Raw genomic sequence first — 18,315 nt, 5'->3', positions numbered from 1 at the left:
GAGAGGGGGAGGCGCGCGGCCGGCCGGCCACGCCATGATCGGTGGGTGCGCGGATGACGCGCACCGCGCCTCCCGCGGTCGTCGCCTCCTGGCCGCCGGGGCACCGGGCGTGCCGATCGCCCGTGGGAGCCCCCGTGATCACGTCGTCGCACCTGACCGCCCTGCGCTCCACGCTGCCGCTCGTCGAGGCCCGCGCCGCCGCGATCGCCGACGACTTCTACGCCCGGCTCTTCGCCGACCGGCCCGACCTGCTCCGCGACCAGTTCAACCGCGGCGACCAGGCCCAGGGGCGGCAGCAGCGCGAGCTCGCCCTGACGATCGTCACCGTCGCCCGCGACGTGGTGGGAACGCAGGTGGGCAGCGGGCCGGCGGGCTCGGCGACCGGCCCGGCCGTGCCCGTCGCGCCGTGGGCCTCGCCGGCGCCGAGCCCCTGGGCCGTGCGGGTCGCCGCCCGCGAGACCCTGTCGCGCCTCGCCCAGCGGCACGCGGCCATCGGCGTCACCCGCGACGAGCACGACGTCTTCGAGCGGCACCTCCGCGACGCCTTCGCGGCCGCCCTCGGCGACGACTGGTCGGGCGTCGTGGTCGACGCCTGGCTCGCGCTCTGGCGGCAGACCCGCGACGAGCTCGTCGCCGCGGTCGAGCGCACCTACCGCGCCGCCGACCTCGAGCCCGGGGAGGACTGGCGCGAGGCCCTCGTGACCGAGCGCCGCGTCGAGGCGGAGGACGTCGTCGCCCTCACCCTCGTCTCGGCCGACAGCGAGGCGCTGCCGACCTACCGCGCCGGTCAGTTCGCGTCGATCCAGGTGACGCTGCCCGACGGGGCGCGACAGATCCGGCAGTACAGCCTGCGCGGCGGCTCCGACGAGCAGTGGCGGGTCAGCGCCCGCGTGCTCGGCGGGGTGCCCGAGCTCGGCCTGCCGCCCGGCGAGGTCTCGAACCACCTGCTCCGGCACGTCGCGGTCGGCGACGTCGTCTCGGTCTCGCCGCCGATCGGGTCGCTGACGATCGACGAGCTCGACGACTCCCCCCTGGTCTTCGTCTCGGCCGGCATCGGCTGCACCCCCGTGCTCGGCATGCTCGACCACCTCGTGCGCACCGACCCCCGGCGCCAGGTGACGGTGCTGCACTTCGAGCGCACTCCCGAGCGGCACGCGCACCGCGCCGAGCTGGAGGCGCTGGTCGCGGCCATGCCGGCCGGTCGCCTCCGCGTCAGCTACACCCAGGGCAGCCTCAGCGCCGTCACCGCGCTCGCTGAGGCGTCGCTCGACGGGCCGGGCGTCTACCTCGACCCGATCGACCTCGACACCGTCGACCTGACCCCGCAGCACCGCGTGTTCCTCTGCGGGCCGGTGCCGTTCATGGCGATCGCGCGGAACGCCCTCATCGCGCACGGGGTGCCGGCCTCGCGGGTGCACCACTTCGTCTTCGGGCCCGACGACGGGAGCGTGACCGGCGTCGACACCGGGCAGCGCGGGGCGCGGGGGCGGTAGCGGCGCTGCGCCGCAGCGGCGCGGCTCGGCGGCGGCGTTCTCCGCCCCGACCGTCCCACCGAATAACCGACTGATCAATGAACCACGTCACGACGTGGTTCATTGATCAGTCGGTGGTTCGGGGTGCAGCCTGCGCGGGGCGGGGCGGGGCGGGGCAGGGCGGGGCAGCGCGGGGTGCGGGGGCGGCGCGGCAGCGGCGCGCGGCAGCGGCGCGGCGCGGGGCAGCAGCGGCGCGGGGCGCTCAGACCGCGGGGCAGCTCTCGCGGAGCAGCACCTCGACGGGCAGCGTGACGCGCTGCGGAGGTGCGCCGGGGTCGGTCAGCCGGGTCACGATGCTCCGCACCGCCACACGGCCGAGGTCGCCCATCGGCTGGCGCACCGTCGTCAGCCGCGGCGTCGAGAAGCGCCCGGCCTCGATGCCGTCGAAGCCGGTGACGAGCACCTGCCCGGGCACCGCCACCCCGTGCTCAGCGAGCACGTCGAGCAGGCCGAGCGCGGTCTGGTCGTTGGCGCAGACGACCGCGCGCGGGAGCGGTGCGCCCGACGCGAGCAGCGACTCCCCCGCCCGCCGCCCCCCGTCGCGCGAGAAGTCGCCCCGCTCGACCCGGACGGCCACGGGCTCCGGCGCGGCCGCGACGGCCTCGTCGAAGCCGCGGTGGCGGTCGGCCTCGTCGGGCGAGTCGGTGGGCCCGGTGACGTAGGCGACGTCACGCGCCCGGTGCGCCTCGAGCACGAACGCGGTGAGCGCCCGCATGCCCGCGACGTTGTCGACGCTGACGTGGTCGAGCTGGTCGCCCGGGCGGGAGTCGGCGAGCACGACCACGGGGATCCGCCGCGAGACGTGCGCGAGGAGGTCGTCGGGCACGGTCTGCGCCAGGACGGCGAGGCCGTCGACCCGGCCGGCGATGTCGTTCAGCATCACCTCGCGGCTCGAGCCGCGGCCGGCGGCGACCATGAGGGCGAAGCCGCGGCGCCACGACTCGACCTCGGCCCCGCGCAGCACCTCGTCGAAGTAGAGGGTCGCCGGGCTGGGGGTGGACGACGTCGGGGCGTCGACGCGGAGGGCGCCCCGGCCCGCCGAGTCGTCGACGAGCGGGATCCGGCCGGGGTCGACCACGCGAGCCCAGTCGGGCTCGGGCTCGTCGATGCCGTCGTGCCCGGGCAGGAAGAGGCCCAGCACGCCGTGCCGACGCCCGGCGAGGCCGCGGGCGGCGCCGCTCGGCACGTAGCCGAGGCTGCGGACGGACTCCAGCACGCGGGTGCGGGTCTCGGGGCGGACGTCGTCCGGCCGCCGCAGCACCCGCGAGACCGTCGCGATCGACACGCCCGCGTGGGCGGCCACGTCGTAGACGGTCGGGGCCTTGGTCACGGAGTCCTTCCGACGGTGGCGGGCACCGGACCATCCTAGGTCGGGGGCCGGCTCCGGGGCCGGGCCCGCGCCTCCGCCCGCCTCCGCCCGCCCTGCTCGCTCGCTCGCTCCCTCGCTCCCTCGCTCGGCGAGGCGACGCCTCCCGGGGCCTGCCCCGCCGCCCGGCCCCGGGACGCGTCGTCTCGTCGGGCCCGGGCGGGAGGCGCGGCGTCAGACGGCGGGGAGCTGCAGCACCTGCCCCACCTCGATGCGGTCGGGGTCGGGCACCGTGTCGAGGTTGGCTCCGGCGAGGGTCACCCAGCCGCCGGGGATCGCCCGCTCGGTCGCGATGGAGTCGAGGCTCTGGCCCGCCGCCACCGTGTAGGTCTCGCCGCTCGTCGGCACGGCCGCGATCGTCGGGGCGGGCGGCGCCGCGGGCGCCGCGGGGGCGGCGGCGCGCGACGAGCCGCTGCCCGACGCCGAGCCCGACGACGGCGCAGCCGCCGCGGCCCTCGGTGCGGGTGCGGGCGCGGGCGCCGCGGCCTGCGGGGCGGCGCCGCTCGTGCCGCTCAGCCCGAGCTTCGCCGAGCAGGAGGGCCAGGCGCCCCACCCCTGGGAGGCGAGCACACGCTCGGCGACAGCGATCTGCTCGCCCTTGCTGGCGGAGGCGGCGCTGCCCGAGCCGCCGTAGGCGGACCAGGTGCTCGGGCTGAACTGCAGCCCGCCCGAGTAGCCGTTGCCGGTGTCGATCGACCAGTCGCCCCCGCTCTCGCAGGCGGCGATCGCGTCCCAGGTGGAGACGTCGGCGGCGCTGGCGGGCGCGGCGGCGAGGCCGACCCCGCCCCCGGTCAGGGCGACGAGGGCCGCCCCGCCGAGCAGGGCGCGGGCCCGGCCGACGCGACGCGGCGCGCGGGCGGCGGGGCCCGCCACGGCGGCGGGGTCGCCGGGCGAGGTCGAGGTGGTGCGGGAGGCGCGGGTGCTGCGGGTCGTGCGTGTCATGTCGTTGCTCCGGTCGAGGTCACCCCGGCACGGCCGCGCGAACACGGCCGCCGCTGCCCGCCTCTGGTCAGATCAGGTCCGTCGGCGGCGTCCGCTCGCAGGGCAGCGGGGGTGACGAGCGGCGCCGTGTGGCCTGCGCCGCCCCGATCGGGCCGACGCACCACGTGCCCCTGAGCGGGACGGTCGCCCACGGTAGCCACGCCCGCGACGGGGTCCAACTCCGACGGGGCGGTCTGCCCCGGGGGCGCGGGCGGTTCTCCACAGGCCGATCCGCGCCTCCCCGGGGATCGCCCCGCGACCCTCCGAGGTCGCTGGGCGTCCGCCCCGACGACGGTGCCGGCCCGGCCCGTTACGCGACGTGACGGGCTCCCCGGTGGCGGTCACCGCGCCTCCGTACGCTCGTCGCATGGCCACCGGCGACACGATCTCGAACCTGCTCGACGAGCGACGCACCTTCCCCGCCCCGGCGGCCCTCGCGGCGACGGCGAACGTCACGAGCGCCGAGCACGCGCGAGCCGCGGCCGACCCGGTCGCCTTCTGGGAGGAGCAGGCGCACCGCCTCGACTGGGAGACCCCCTGGCACACCGCCCACACCTGGCGCCCGGTCGAGGAGCTGCCCGACGGCGGCCTCACCGTGCCCGAGGCGACCTGGTTCGCCGGCGGCCGCCTCAACGTCGCCGTCAACTGCGTCGACCGGCACGTCGCGGCCGGCCGCGGCGAGAAGGTCGCCCTGCACGTCGAGGGCGAGCCCGGCGACCGCCGCGACGTCACCTACGCGCAGCTGCAGCGCGAGGTCGTGAAGGCCGCGAACGGGCTCCGCAGCCTCGGCGTCGGGAAGGGCGACCGCGTCGTCGTCTACCTCCCCGTGATCGCCGAGACGATCGTCGTCACGCTCGCGATCGCCCGGATCGGGGCGATCCACTCGCTCGTCTTCGGCGGCTTCTCGGGCGAGGCGCTGAAGTTCCGCGTCGAGGACACGGGGGCGAAGCTGCTCGTGACCACCGACGGGCAGTTCCGTCGGGGAGGCGCGGTGCCGGTCAAGGCCGCCGCCGACCACGCGGTGAGCGGCGAGAACCAGGTCGAGCACGTGCTCGTCGTGCGGCGCACGGGCGACCAGACCCCCGACGTGCCGTGGACGGAGGGCCGCGACCTGTGGTGGCACGACCTCGTCGACGCGCAGCCCGACACCGACGAGCCGGAGGCGTTCGACGCCGAGACCCCGCTCTTCATCATGTACACGAGCGGCACGACGGGGAAGCCGAAGGGCCTCGTGCACACGAGCGGCGGCTACCTCACCGCCGCGAGCTGGACCCACTGGGCCGTCTTCGACGCGAAGCCCGACGACGTGCACTGGTGCACCGCCGACCTCGCCTGGGTCACCGCGCACACCTACGAGATCTACGGCCCGCTGTCGAACGGGCTCACGCAGGTGATCTACGAGGGCACCCCCGACACCCCGCACCCCGGCCGGCACCTCGAGATCATCGAGCGCTACGGCGTCACCACCTACTACACGGCCCCGACGCTCGTGCGGACGCTGTCGTCGTGGTTCCCCGACGGCCTGCCCGACACGTGGGACCTCAGCACCCTGCGCCTCCTCGGCACCGTCGGCGAGGCCATCAACCCGGAGGCGTGGGTCTGGTTCCACGAGCAGCTCGGCCGGGGCGAGTGCCCGATCGTCGACACCTGGTGGCAGTCCGAGACCGGCGCGGCCGTGATGGCCCCGCTGCCGGGCGTCGACACGCTCAAGCCGGGGTCGTCGCTGCGGGCCCTGCCGGGCGTCGCGACCGCGGTCGTCGACGAGCACGGACAGCGCGTGCCGAACGGCTCGGGCGGCTACCTCGTCGTGCAGCAGGCGCCGCCGTCGCTGGCCCGCACGGTCTGGGGCGACCCCGAGCGGTACCGCGACAGCTACTGGACGCAGTTCCGCGAGCAGGGCTGGTTCGCGAGCGGCGACGGGGCCAAGTACGACGCCGACGGCGACATCTGGGTGCTCGGCCGCGTCGACGACGTCATCAACGTGTCGGGCCACCGGCTGTCGACGATCGAGGTCGAGTCGTCGCTCGTCGCCCACCCCCTCGTCGCGGAGGCCGCCGTCGTCGGGGTCGCCGACGAGCGCACCGGCCAGGCGATCGCCGCGTTCGTCGTGCCCGCGGCACGGCCCGAGGGAGGCGCGGTGCGCGACGCCGGCTCCGCCGACGAACCGCAGGTCTGGGCCCCGCTCTCGGGGTCGCTCTCCGCCGCGCTGCGGGCCCACGTCGCCGAGCAGATCGGCCCGATCGCGAAGCCCGCGACCGTCGTCGTCGTGCCGGACCTGCCCAAGACCCGCTCGGGCAAGATCATGCGCCGGCTGCTCGGCGACATCGTCGACGGGCGGCCGCTCGGCGACACGACGAGCCTGCAGGACTCGACGGTGCCCGACCGCGTCGCGGCCGTCCGCGCGGAGGTGCTGCGCGCCTCCTGACCGCCCGGCCGCGGCCGCCGTCGTCGCGAACCACGAAGTCGCACGCGAACCACGCCGCGGCGTGGTTCGCCTGCGACGACGTGGTTCGTGGGCGCGGCCGGGCGGCGAGCCCGCCCGGCTGTGCCCGTCTCGGCGTCAGGCCGAGCGGCGGCGCCTGAGCGCGAGCAGCAGCCCTCCGGCGGCGAGCAGCAGCACGCCGAGGCCCCCGGCCGCGAGGAGTCGCGGGTCGGCTCCCGTGAACGCCAGCGGGTCGTCCGCACGGTCGCGCGGCGTCGTCGCGGCGGGTGCCGCCGTGCCGGGGCGCGGTGCCGTGCCCGAGGTGGGACCGGCGCCGGGAGCGACCGGCACCGCGCCTCCCGCACCCGGAACCGTGGGCAGCTCGGGCGCGCCCGGCGTACCCGGATCGCCCGGGGCCCCGGGGGTGCCCGGGTCGGTCGGCGTGCCCGGGTCGACCGCCGCGGCGACGACCGTGAGGGTGCTCACGCCCGATCGAGACTGGGCACCGTACGGGTCGGTGACCGTGACGAACCAGCCGAGGCTGCCGAGCGGTGCGTCGGGCCAGGCGAGAGAGGCCTCGGTGCCGCTCGCGACGTCGGCGACGCTCCCGATCAGCTGAGGCGTCTGCACCTCGGCCGTGAAGGAGTTCGTGCGCAGCGTCTTGGTGCGCGGGTCGATGCCGGCCGTGGCGTAGGGCACCACGAACTCCTGGTGCACGGGCTCGAGCGAGGGGTCGTCGCTGTCGTAGTCGTCGAGCGACGGCGAGTACGTGCGCACCGTGATCTGCTCACCGACGTTGTCGAAGTGCATCAGGCGCAGGTAGCCGAGGCCGCCCTCGGGCAGGCCCTGGTAGTCGAAGAGCATCTGCGTCACGGTGCGCTCGGCCACTCCGTCGCCGTCGTCGTCGAACTGGTCGTAGCGCGTGAAGGCGTCGTGGTAGTGCCCCGACATCACCATCATGACGTTGGGGTTCGTCGCGACGACCTCGTCGTAGATGCGCTGCGGCACGGGGCCGAGACCGCCGGTCGTGAGCATGTACTCGTGCAGGTTGATGATCGCCTTGCGCTCGGGGTACTGCGCGAGCACCTCGTTCATCCAGGCGATCTGGGCGTCGCCCGGCGCCCAGCCCATCGACAGCACCAGCAGGTCGACGCCGCCCGTGCTGACGAGGTCGTAGTGCCCGCGGTTGTCGAGGTGGCCGCCGCCGTACCAGGGGTTCGCCGCGTACCGCTGCTCGCCGAACCACTGCGAGTAGTACGTGTAGTCGTCGTTCTTCTGGTCGACGTCGTGGTTGCCGGCCAGCACGCCGTAGGGCAGGCCGGCGGCGTCGAGCCGGTCGTACTGGGCGTCGGCCCGCTGCCACTGCTCGGGCACGGTGCCGTCGTCGACGATGTCGCCGGTGTGGAAGAGGTACTGCAGGTTGAGGTCGTCGCGCTCCTCGAGCAGGTAGTCGTGGATCGCCACCTGGTGCTTGTAGTTCGCCGGGTCGGCGTTGTAGTACTGCGTGTCCGACTCCCACGCGAGCGTGAAGTCGTAGGCCGAGCGGGGGGTGTCGGCCGCGTTGCGGGGCGTGACCGGCGTCTCGCGCGTCGAGCGCGGCGCCCCGGCGAAGCCCTCCGAGTGCTGCACGAGCACCGTCATCGATCCGTCCGCGGCCACGTGGCCGGCCGAAACGACCGTGGCGGTGAGGGCGAACTCGACGTCGTCGGGGTCGGTGGTGACCACGCGGTCGACCTCCTCCCAGGCGCCGGTCGTGACGTCGCGCACGTACATCAGCACCTTGGCGCCGGTGTCGGCCGAGCCCGTCCAGGTCAGCCTCGTCTGGTGCTCCGGGCCGGCCTCGGCCGGCACCGCCACGTCGAAGACCTGGTACGGCAGAGCCGTGTCGGAGCTGATCTCGGTGTCGACGCCGTCCACCCCGCCGATGGCCTCGACCTCGGCCGTGCTGAGGGCACGGGCGCCCGCCGCGGCGGCCGGGGTCTCGCCGTCGACCTGCGTCGCGACGTCGGTCGTGCCGACGCGGCTCGTGACGCCGCCGTTCGCCGCGTCGAGCTCCCAGCCGCGCGAGAAGTCGACGCGCAGGGCGTCGCCGCTCGGGTCGTCGACCCGGGCTCGCAGCTCCACCTCGCCCTCGGTCACCTCCGCGCCGTCGACCGGCAGCACGGGCTGGCCCGACGGCTGCTCGACCGGCGTCGTGAACGGCACGTCGGTGCGGGTGACGTTGCCGACGGCGTCGGTCGCCGTCAGCGAGAGCAGGTGCTCGCCGCCGGGGAGGTCGACCGAGGAGGCGCGGAACGGCAGCTGCACCGCCTCCCCGTCCAGCGTGGTCACGAACGTCGCCACGCCCGAGCCGGTGTCGGTCGCCGTGCCGGTGAGGAGGAACTCGCCGCGGTACTCGACGCCCTGCTGCACGTCGGTCGCGACCGCGGGCGCGGTGTTGTCGACGAGGACCGTCCTCGAGAGCGAGCCGCCGCCTCCCGCCGTCGTGGCCGTGACGACGTGGGCGCCGTCGGCGACGCCCGTGGTGTCCCAGTCGTGCGAGAGGGCGCCGAACGCGTCGTCGGGCACGGTGAAGACCGCGTCGAACGAGTCGAGCTTGCCGGCGCTGTCGCCCATCTGCAGCACGCGGGCGGGGTCGTCGTAGCCGGCGGGGCGGAGCGTCCTGCCGTCGGGCAGCACGAGCCGGAGGCCCTGGATCGTGAAGTCGTCGTTGTTCTCGGGGCTGATCTCGGGCGCGGCCTTGGTACCGGCCCAGACGCTCAGTGTCAGGGGCTCGCCGGGGCGCACGGCGTCGAGGGGCACCTTCGTGGTGATGGTCTCGGTGCCCTCGAAGATGCCGTCGTCGAAGATCGTCAGCACCTCGCTGCCGAGCAGCACCCCGTTGCGGAAGTAGGTGTTGACCCCGCCCGCCTCGAAGGCGAAGTACGCCTCACGCTCGAGCGCGCGCTCGACGTCGACGACCGGAGCGCCGTCGATCTGGAGGGCCACGTCGGGCGGCGTCGCCGTGCCGGCGGCGGCGATCGGCACGGTGCCCCGGAGGCCCTGGCCCTCGGCGACGTTCAGCCGCACCGGTGCGTCGTCACGACCGCCGATCGTCACGGTGCGGACGGTCGTCGTGGTGGTGTTCGAGCCGTCGGTGACCTCGAGCGAGTACCGCAGCCAGCTCTTGCCGTACAGGTCGACGCCCGGCACCGACCAGGTGTAGGTGTCACGGGGCCCCGCGGTGGCGGCGGGGTCGGCCCGGGTGCCGACCAGGTCGACGACGACGGGCTCGGCGTCGACGTCGTTCTCGGCGGTGAGGCGGGCCGAGAGCACGCCGGAGTCGTCGGTGACGGTGAAGGTCACGTCGAACGGCTGCGTCGGGTCGTCGACGGAGGCGGCGGTGCCGTCGACGACGACCGGCGCGACCGTGTCGACGGGCGTCACGACGAGGCCGGCGGGCACCTGGTCGGCGGTGACCGTGCCGGGGCTCGCGGGGGCCTTGCGCAGCAGCACCTGCTTCGTCGGGTCGGCGGCGTCGGGCCCGTACTGGATCCCCTGGTCGGGGTCGACGTCGTCGCGCCCCGCCACGAGCCCGTAGTGCGCGCGGTTGAGGGCGACGCCGCTGTTCGTGACGACCTCCATGCCGCGGGCCGAGCCGTTGGCCATGCCGGCCGAGGCGACGTCGAGCAGCTGGCCGTCGCGCAGCGACGAGCCGAAGTGGGAGTTGAAATCGGCGCGCGTGAGGGCGGCGTTCTGCCCGTTGCGGACCCACAGCACGAGGGTGTCGCCGGGGGCGATCGTCGCGGCGCGGGGCGTCGAGGGCCAGAGCACGGTCGACGAGTTCTGCGCCTCGTCGATCGGGTACAGGTAGCGCAGCGAGTAGTCAGACCAGTCGATCGGGCGGTCGGTGCCGTTGTAGAGCTCGACGTACTCGTAGCCGTCGGCGCTGCCGACGTTCGTGGAGTCGGGCAGCAGCTCGGTCACCTGCAGGGCGGCCGCGCGGATTCTCGGGTCGGGCTGCGGGGTCGGTGCGGGAGCCGGGGTGGTCGGCTCGGGCGTGGGCTCAGGGGCCGGGGGCTCGGGCGACGGCTCGGGAGCGGGCGTGGGCGTCGGCTCGGGGACCGGCGTGGCCGGGCCGCCGAGCTGCGCGGGGTCGACCGTGCCGGGCGTCGGGGCGGCCTTCGAGCCGACGAGCAGAGCGCCGGGCTGACCGGCGTCGGCGGGGCGCGCGAACTGTGCGACGGTCCCCGCCGAGACGGAGCCGGTCGGGTAGAACGACCACGAGACGGCCGTGCCGCCGGCGTCCACGACCCGGACGCCGCGGCCGCCGCCGTTCGCCATGCCGGCCTGCCCGGTGACGCGCACCACGGGGTACGACGTGGGCGCGCCTCCCGTGCCTGCCCACGCGGCCCGGAACTCGTCGACGGTGCGCGCCGTGCTGTCGACGGCTCCCGAGGCGTAGCTCAGCCACAGCACGACCGGCACGCCGGGGGGCAGCACCGTCCCCGCCGGGGCGACGAGGGGCACGTCGCGGGCACGGTCGTCGGAGTCGACGTACGTGTAGGCGAGCGAGACGCCGCCGTCGCCGAGCACCACGTCGGACGCGGTCGTGTTGACGACCTCGACGTACTCGAAGTCGTCGGCCCCGACGCCGTCGGGGGCGATCTCGGTGACGAGCACGTCGCCGACGGGAGGCGCGGCCTGGGCCGGCACCGCGCCCCCGGCGACGAGGGCCGCGGCGAGGGCGGCAGCGGACAGTGTGGCGAGGCGACGACGCATCTGTGGAGTTCCCCTGGATCGACTGGCAGTGCGCCATGACCCTAGGGAGGCCGATCGACGGGCGGGTGAACGACGGGTGTCGCCTCCGTGCGCGGCGATGTCGGAGGCCTCCGCCAGGCTGGTGACAGCGAGACGGAGGACGAGATGGCTGACGGGGAGAACGTGGGGCGCCGGTTCGACGACCGCACCGGCGAGGTGGTGCTCGACGCGGTCATGAGGTGGCCAGAGTGGGTGCACCGGCGCGTCGAGAGCGTCCAGCCGCTCGAGGGGGACCGAGGGCGCATCCGCCACTCCATCGACTGCACGCCACCCCCTGACCCTCGTCTCGCGTACGACCCAGGCGACCGGCGGCGACGGCTGAGCCGCGTCGAGGGTGACGCCCTGGTGCCCCTGGCGATGGTGGCGAAGGGGCCGATGCGGTAGTTCGACGCCGTCGGGAGCGACGGTGCGGCCCTGCCGCTGCTGACGATGAGCGACGGCCGCGAGATCGCTCTCCACGTGCTCCGGTGGGCTCTCGGTCGTGAGGGGATCCTGCCCGGCCCCTCGATCGACAGGGCGCTGAGAGCGATCGTCGGCCCCCGAGGGCCGCTGCTCACGGCCCAGATCGACGCCCTCGTCACCGGGGGCCGCTGGGGCGCCGACAGGCTCTGGGGCGACGGCGCCGTCAGCCTCGAGCTCAGTGACCTCATCCGCGACCTCGGCAGCAACTTCCTGCTGGTCGCACTCGTGCCGGCCACGCAGCTGGGCCGACGCCAGGTCGTGAAGTTCTCCTTCCACTGGAGCGTCCAGCTCCCCGCCGACGCCTCGGTGGGCGCCCGTCTCGCCCGCCCCCTGGCGGCGTTCGGGCTCAGGACGACGACCCTCGCCGTGCCCATGATGAACGCCTCGGACACGGAGTCCTACCACCTGGAGTTCCGGACACCTCCCGAGCTGGACTGCATCTCCCTCTCGCTCGCCGGGTCGTCGTCCGAGACCGCCACGGACACCTCGGGTCAGGCGATCGCCCACGCACACGGTCGGTTCGAGACCGGACACGCGGCCACCGCGGAGGTCGAGCTGCTGGTGCGACGGCGCGGAGCCTGGCGTGCCACGTGGGGGGCCGCCGTCGTGACCGCGATCGTCTCCGTCCTCGCCGTGGCGCTGCCCGGCGCGGCCGAGGTCCTCCGTGACAGCGGCAACGGGGGGTCGGCGCTCATGCTGGCGGCTCCTGCACTCCTCATCGGGCTCGCGGCCGCACGCCGGGAGAGCTCGCTGTCGTCGTGGTTGCTGAGCCCGCTGCGGTCGGTGACGATCGGCTTCGCGCTCGGGCTCTTCGCGATGGCGGGCAGCATCGTCGGTGGCCTCACGTCCCCGTGGATCGACCTGCTCTGGTGGGCGATGGCGGCCGTCTCGTCGGTCGTCGCGCTCGTGCTGTCGTACGGTGCGGTCTCTGCCTCCGCTCGGCGTGCACGAGCGGTCGCGAGGTACCCTGTCCCTGACCACGAACGCACCCCCGAGGGAGAACGACATGTCGACCGCTGACGCTCGCACGCCCCAGCCGCAGAAGTCCGGCCCCTCCGTTCGGTGGGGAACGGTCAGCAGCATCGCGGGTGCCCGCACCGGCACGACCTCACAGTCCACGAGCGCAGCGGCGGCGAACCTCCGCAGCACGTCGTCGCGCGTCGGCAAGGGCCGCAGGGGCTGACTCCGACTCGTCGGGGCGTGCGCGGAGCTGCTGGGCGCCTCCTGACCGCCCGGCCGGGGGCTGGTGCCGCCCAGCCGGGGCTGCTTGGCTGGGGGGCATGTCCATCTCCACCACGGCCGAGAAGGCCGACCTCCTCCGCTCGCTGCACGTGCCGGGCGACCCGCTGATCGTCACGAACGTCTGGGACAGCATCACCGCCCGCGTCGTGGCCGGCGCACCGGGCGTGAAGGCCCTGGCCACCGCCTCCCACTCGATCTCCGAGGCGCACGGCGTCGAGGACGGCGAGGGGCTCGACGTCGACGAGATGCTCGCCGCCGCCCGCATCATCGTCCGCTCGGTCGACCTGCCCGTCTCGGTCGACTTCGAGAAGGCCTACGCGACCGACGCCTCGGGCACCTTCGACAACGTGTTCCGCCTCATCGAGGAGGGCGCCGCCGGCCTCAACCTCGAAGACAGCATCGGCCAGGCCAAGGCCCCGCTCTACGACATCGACACCCAGGTCTCGAAGGTCGCCGCGGCCCGCCGCGCCGGTGACCGCGCGGGCGTGCCGATCGTCGTCAACGCCCGGGTCGACGCCCTGGCCGGCGACCCGGACAGCTTCGACGACGCGGTCACGCGCGCCAACGCCTACCTCGACGCGGGAGCCGACTGCGCCTTCGTGCTCGGCCTCGGCACGGAAGACCTCGTGAAGCGCGCCCTCGACGAGATCCACGGGAAGATCAGCGTGATCTCGGGGCCGACGTCGGTGCCGCTCGCCCGCCTCGCCGAGCTCGGCGTCTCGCGCGTGAGCTTCGGGCCGATGTCGATGGGCCTGACGCTGTCGCACCTCCGCGACGCGGCGACCCGCCTCACCGCCCGCGAGGAGTACCCGGCGGAGCTCGGCTTCTCGTTCTGAGCCGCGCCCAGACCGGGTGACGCCCGGGAGGGCTGATCCACTCCGGAGTGGATCAGCCCTCCCGGGCCCGACGCCGTCGCACCGCGAGCACCGCGACCCCGACCGCGGCCACGCCCCCGAGCAGCACCAGCACGACCACACCGGCCGGCGACCCCGCCACCGAGCCGACGACCGCCCAGAGCACCGCGAACCCGACGGTGGCGTAGATCAGCGCCCACGCCGCGCACCCGGGCAGCATCGCGACGAGGTACACGGGCCACCGCATCCTCGACGCCCCCGCGGCCGCGTTCATCACGGTCTGCAGCCCCACGGTCAGGAAGCTCAGCGTGACCGCGGGAGGCCCCCAGCGGGCCAGCACCCGCGACGCCCGCGCGACGCCCGGCCCGTCGACCCAGCGGCCCCACCTCGTCGAGGCGGCTCCCCGTCGCGCGCCCCGCGCCAGCCAGTAGGTCGCCTGGGCCCGGCAGACGACGATCGCGAACAGCGCCGCCACGAGCCCGCCGAACGGCAGGCCGGCCAGGCGCTCGAGCACGGTGCCCCCTCGGGTGACGCGGTCAGGTCAGGTCAGGTCTGGTCGGTCCAGGTCACGTCGATGCTAGGTCGACCCGCCCGGGAGGCGCCCGGGACGGACGACGACCGAGGGCCCCTGCACGACAACTGTCGCTCAGAGGCCCTCGGTCGAGAGAGATCGGGCACCGGTCACGCCGGCCCGGACGCCTCAGCTCCGGTCGCGCCGCTCGCGGCGCTCCTTCCCGTCGGGCAGGGCGTCGGCGTCGGCGTCGGGCCGGTCGTCGTCCGCGGGGCGCTCGCGGCCCTCGCGACGCTCGCGCGCCTCCTGCTCGGCGATCGACGCGGCCGCGGCCTGCCGCAGGCGCATCCCGTCGAGCTCGTCCTGCGCCTCCTGGGCCCTCTTCTTGTCGCTCTGCTTCGTGTCGCGCGGCGGCAGCAGGATGTCCTTCTCCGCCTCCATGCCGGCCTGCAGCTCACGGCCGCGCTCGATCTCGGCGTCGAACTCGGCGCCGAAGAGCAGGGCGTTGTTCGTGATCCAGAGCCAGAGCAGGAAGACGATGACGGCACCGAGCGAGCCGTACGTCTTGTTGTAGTTCGAGAAGTTGCTCACGTAGAAGCCGAAGCCGACGCTGGCGATCATCCAGATGGCGATGGCGAGCAGCGAGCCCATGCTGATCCAGCGGAACTTCGGCTGCTTCACGTTGGGCGAGAAGTAGAAGAGCACCGCGACGACCACCACGATGATGACGAGCAGCACCGGCCACTTGACGATGCCCCAGACGAAGACCGCCGTCGAGCCGAGGCCGATCACGTCGCCCACGGCCTGGGCCACGTCGCCGCTCAGCACGAGGATGAGGCCCGCGACGACGACGAGCACGACCGTGACGGCCGTGATCGCGAGGTTCGTGGGGCGCAGCTTCCAGATCGGTCGGCCCTCGTCGATCTCGTACACCCGGTTCATGGCACGGCCGAAGGCCCCGACGTAGCCGGACGCCGACCAGAGGGCACCGAGCACGCCGACGACGAAGGTGATCCCCGCCGCGGGCGACATGGTCACCTCGCGGATCGGGTCGCGCAGCGTCTCGGCGACCGAGCCGCCGCCGAGCTGGGTGAGCAGCTGGAGAACGGTGTCCGTGGTCTGCTCAGCCTGGCCGAAGAGGCCGAGCACCGACACGATCGCGAGCAGCGCCGGGAAGAGGGCGAGCACGGCGTAGTAGGTCAGGGCCGCCGCCAGGTCGGTGCACTGGTCGGAGGTGAACTCGCGGAGGGTCTTCTTGAGCACGTAGCCCCACGAGGGCTTGTGCAGGTCGTTGGGGCTGTCGGGCTTGCGCGCGTCGTCGGGGTCGGGAGCCTGCTGCTCGCGCTCGGTGCTGCTCTGCGCCATGGTGTTGTCCTTCGTTCTGGGGGACGCCCTGGGGTGAGGGGTGCCCACCAGCGCGACGGGGCAGCCGTCAGGCGGGGGGCTGGAGGNCGTCGAGCGATCCGCACGACGCCGGCCACGACCGAGGCGAGTCCGACGACCCCAGCGACGCCCGCGGCCACCACGGGCCGCGGGTCGTCGTGCCAGCGCCGGGAGACGCTGTCGCGGAGGCGGCGGGCGTGCGCCGGCACGCTCAGCTTGTCCTCGATCGCGTCGAGGGTGCGGGCGAACTCCTCGCGGGTGCGCGCCACGTCGAGCTCGAGCTCGGGGATGCTCGGGGCGGACTCGTCGGAGCCCGCACCGTCGCCGAGGCGACCGTCGCGGCGGTCGCCGGAGTCGTCCCGGCTCACGAGCCGGTGCCCTTGAGCGCGGCGACGTCCGCCTTGACGTTCTCGACGGTCTTCTCCGGCACGGGCGGCACGCCCTTCTTCAGCGCCTTGACTCCGAGCAGCGCGAGGACGGCCGTGACGACCAGCAGCACGCCGGCCACGATCAGGGCGGCGAGCCATGGGGCGACGACCGTCGCGAGGCCGAGGATGCCCGCGGTGATGAGCACGGCGAGCAGGAAGAAGCCGAACAGCGCGGCCCCGACCAGCAGGCCCGCGCCGACGCCGGCCTCCTTGAGCTTGGTGGCGAGCTCCTTCTTGGCCAGCGCGATCTCGCCGCGGATCAACCGCGAGATGAGATCGGGCAGGCTGCCGAGGAGCGACCCGAGCGACCGCTTGGTGCTCTGGTCAGGTGCCTTGAGGTCACTCACCGGCGTTCACGCCCGGGAGCGGGCCCGAGCCGGGCTCGCCCTTGCCCTTGGCGCCACGACCGGCGTCCTTGACCGCGTCGGCAGCGTCCGAGGCCTTGGACTCGGCCTTGTCGGCCAGCGCGCCGACCTTGTCCGCGACGTCGGAGTCGCCCGACTTCGAGGCGACCGACTTGGCCTTGGCGGCCGCGTCGCCCGCGACCTCCTGGATCTTCTTGCCGACCACGGGGGCGTTCTCCTTGACGAAGCCCTCCGCCTGCTGGACGGTCTTCTGCACGTTCGGGTTCTCCCACAGGCTCTCGGCCTGCGACTTGATCTTGACGTACGCGCCACGGCCCGCGCGGGCGCCGAGGACGTAGCCGACTGCCGCTCCGGCGACGAAGAGGATCTTGCCCTTCATGAGTGCTCCTTGGGTCAGACCCGCTCACGGCGGGTGTCGAGATGTCTGGGGACCACGCTGGCACGTTCGCGCCCGGGCCGACCAGATCCGCGACTCCTACCGCTCGTGGTCGAGCACCCGGGCCTCGGTCGCGACGCCCGCGGCGACGCCCCGGTCGGGCGGGAGCAGGCCGAGGGCGCGCCGGAGGGTCCAGCCCGGCAGCCCCGCCGCGGCGAGCGCCGCCTCCATCAGCCGGACGACGCACCAGCCGAGCAGCGCGACGACGATGGCGTTGCGCGCCGCGAGCGCCAGCACGGCGGCGGGCTGCAGGTCGATCAGCTCGCGGTACATCACCGGGAACACGAGGGTCGTGAGTCCGGCCGCCCACGCGGTCAGGCGGGCCGGCACGCGGAAGAGGTCGGGGCGCTGCGCGAGGCCGACGGCCACCACCGGGGCGATCCAGAGCATGTACTGCGGCGAGCCGACCTTGTTGAACACGACGAAGGTCGTCGTCAGGGTCAGGGCGCCGAGCAGCACGAGCTGGACCTCGTCGCCCGAGGTCGAGCGGCGGGCCCCCGGCAGTCCGAACGCGGCGACGGCGAGCAGGGCGAGCAGCGCCAGCACCACCCCGAGCATGAGCTCGGTGCTGCCGTTGATCGCCCAGGTGTCGCCCGGCCCCATGACCTCCCGGGTCGCGAGGGCGACGTTCTGGTAGACGGACGCCCCCGGCACGCGGAGCATGGCCATCCACACCCACGGGGTCGAGAGCGGCGCCTCGAGCTGGAGGCCGCGGCTCGACTGGGTGCTGATGAACGTGTCGATCCGGCTCAGGCCGCCGCCGAGCGCGACGGCCGCGGCGACGCCCGCCGTCACCAGGAGGGCGGAGCGCACGACCGTCGAGCGGCGCCGCGAGGCGACCATGACCGCCGCGATCACGGCCGCCGGCCAGACCTTTATCCACGTCGCGCCGGCGAGCAGGAGGCCCGCGACGCGGGGGCGCCGGGCGAGCAGCACCAGGGCCATGAGCACCATGGGCGCGCTGAACCCCTCGAGGCGGAGGAAGGCCACCGGGCTGAGCAGGAAGAGCACGAGCAGCCACCACCAGGCGGCCGGGGTCTCGACGGTACGGCGGCCCCGGTCGGTCAGCACCCAGAGCGAGACGCCGTTCAGCAGCGTCAGCATCACCAGCCAGACGAACTGGTACATCGACTCGCCGAGCACGTTCGGCAGCACGATGGGCAGCAGGGCCCCCGCCGGGTAGACCCAGGTGAAGTCGAGCACCGGCCACGACCCCGAGCTCAGGGCGTCGGTGGCCCAGGTGCGGTACAGCGGCAGGTCGCCGCTCACGCCGCCGGAGAGCATGAGGGGCGTCAGGGCCAGGAAGAGCGCGGCGTGCAGGGCCGCGAACGTCCACCACAGCCCGTGCGGGTGCTCACGCACCCACCGCCGCCGGGACGCCAGCCGGCCGGCCAGGTCGCGGAGGGCGCGCGCGGGCCGCGGGCGCTCGGGGGTGCGGGAGGTCTGCGTGCTCACGGGCCGAAGATACGGCCAGGACCTTTCGCCCGGGTGAACTCGGGGCCACATCGGGCCGATCTCATCCGCGCGACGGAG

General features: G+C 74.5%; 14 protein-coding genes. 5 read left to right on the top strand and 9 right to left on the bottom strand.

Going from position 1 to position 18,315, the window contains the following annotated elements; translation table 11 throughout:
- The first annotated feature begins 134 nt into the window (after positions 1–134).
- A complete protein-coding gene (locus IFT45_RS14995; protein ID WP_192129105.1) occupies positions 135–1,493 on the top strand; it encodes an FAD-binding oxidoreductase in 1,359 nt (452 codons plus the stop codon).
- 241 nt (positions 1,494–1,734) lie between these two features.
- Here the strand turns inward: IFT45_RS14995 and IFT45_RS14990 are convergent, their stop codons facing one another.
- Complete coding sequence (locus IFT45_RS14990) at positions 1,735–2,862, bottom strand: LacI family DNA-binding transcriptional regulator (protein ID WP_167261559.1); 1,128 nt, start codon at positions 2,860–2,862, stop codon at positions 1,735–1,737.
- A gap of 210 nt (positions 2,863–3,072) precedes the next feature.
- A complete protein-coding gene (locus IFT45_RS14985) occupies positions 3,073–3,840 on the bottom strand; it encodes a transglycosylase family protein (RefSeq protein WP_192129103.1) in 768 nt (255 codons plus the stop codon).
- Positions 3,841–4,246: 406 nt separating this feature from the next.
- Between IFT45_RS14985 and acs the strand changes: the two genes are divergently transcribed.
- Complete coding sequence (gene acs / locus IFT45_RS14980) at positions 4,247–6,304, top strand: acetate--CoA ligase (protein ID WP_192129101.1); 2,058 nt, start codon at positions 4,247–4,249, stop codon at positions 6,302–6,304.
- Positions 6,305–6,439: 135 nt separating this feature from the next.
- On the opposite strand, the gene IFT45_RS14975 is transcribed toward acs, so the two are convergent.
- On the bottom strand, positions 6,440–11,062 hold the full coding sequence (locus IFT45_RS14975; RefSeq protein ID WP_192129099.1) for a metallophosphoesterase: 4,623 nt from the start codon (positions 11,060–11,062) through the stop codon (positions 6,440–6,442).
- Positions 11,063–11,149: 87 nt separating this feature from the next.
- Between IFT45_RS14975 and IFT45_RS14970 the strand changes: the two genes are divergently transcribed.
- The 3 genes from IFT45_RS14970 (at position 11,150) to IFT45_RS14960 (ending at position 13,641) form a co-directional block, all read left to right on the top strand.
- Positions 11,150–11,485, top strand: a complete 336-nt coding sequence (locus IFT45_RS14970; protein WP_192129097.1) for a hypothetical protein — start codon at positions 11,150–11,152, stop codon at positions 11,483–11,485.
- Positions 11,486–11,530: 45 nt separating this feature from the next.
- Positions 11,531–12,583 carry a hypothetical protein gene (locus tag IFT45_RS14965; protein ID WP_192129094.1) on the top strand — a complete coding sequence of 351 codons (1,053 nt, stop codon included), beginning with the start codon at positions 11,531–11,533 and terminating at the stop codon, positions 12,581–12,583.
- A 260-nt stretch (positions 12,584–12,843) separates the two neighbouring features.
- Positions 12,844–13,641: an isocitrate lyase/phosphoenolpyruvate mutase family protein gene (locus tag IFT45_RS14960; RefSeq protein ID WP_167261551.1), complete on the top strand. Its 798-nt coding sequence runs from the start codon at positions 12,844–12,846 to the stop codon at positions 13,639–13,641.
- 52 nt (positions 13,642–13,693) lie between these two features.
- On the opposite strand, the gene IFT45_RS14955 is transcribed toward IFT45_RS14960, so the two are convergent.
- The 6 genes from IFT45_RS14955 to IFT45_RS14935 all read right to left on the bottom strand — a co-directional run bounded on the left by IFT45_RS14955 (position 13,694) and on the right by IFT45_RS14935 (position 18,237).
- A complete protein-coding gene (locus IFT45_RS14955) occupies positions 13,694–14,173 on the bottom strand; it encodes a VTT domain-containing protein (RefSeq protein WP_192129092.1) in 480 nt (159 codons plus the stop codon).
- Positions 14,174–14,359: 186 nt separating this feature from the next.
- Entirely contained in the window at positions 14,360–15,535 is a 1,176-nt protein-coding gene (locus tag IFT45_RS16805) for a YihY/virulence factor BrkB family protein (RefSeq protein ID WP_206759079.1), read from the bottom strand.
- A gap of 87 nt (positions 15,536–15,622) precedes the next feature.
- Positions 15,623–15,921, bottom strand: a 299-nt coding sequence (locus IFT45_RS17935) for a DUF3618 domain-containing protein (RefSeq protein WP_192046842.1), incomplete at its 3' end; no start/stop codon positions are given.
- Complete coding sequence (locus IFT45_RS14945; protein WP_185230969.1) at positions 15,918–16,328, bottom strand: phage holin family protein; 411 nt, start codon at positions 16,326–16,328, stop codon at positions 15,918–15,920. The genes IFT45_RS17935 and IFT45_RS14945, both read right to left, overlap by 4 nt.
- On the bottom strand, positions 16,321–16,725 hold the full coding sequence (locus tag IFT45_RS14940) for a hypothetical protein (protein WP_056058699.1): 405 nt from the start codon (positions 16,723–16,725) through the stop codon (positions 16,321–16,323). The genes IFT45_RS14945 and IFT45_RS14940 overlap by 8 nt, the downstream gene beginning before the upstream one ends.
- Before the next feature lie 96 nt (positions 16,726–16,821).
- Positions 16,822–18,237, bottom strand: coding sequence for a glycosyltransferase 87 family protein (locus IFT45_RS14935; protein ID WP_192129090.1), 1,416 nt, complete (start codon positions 18,235–18,237; stop codon positions 16,822–16,824).
- Between the last annotated feature and the right edge of the window lie 78 nt (positions 18,238–18,315).

Source organism: Frigoribacterium sp. CFBP 13707 (assembly GCF_014842245.1).
In the GTDB taxonomy this organism is placed as follows: domain Bacteria; phylum Actinomycetota; class Actinomycetes; order Actinomycetales; family Microbacteriaceae; genus Frigoribacterium; species Frigoribacterium endophyticum.
Note: the sequence above shows the minus strand (reverse complement) of the source record. Positions and strands in the feature narration are given on the sequence as shown.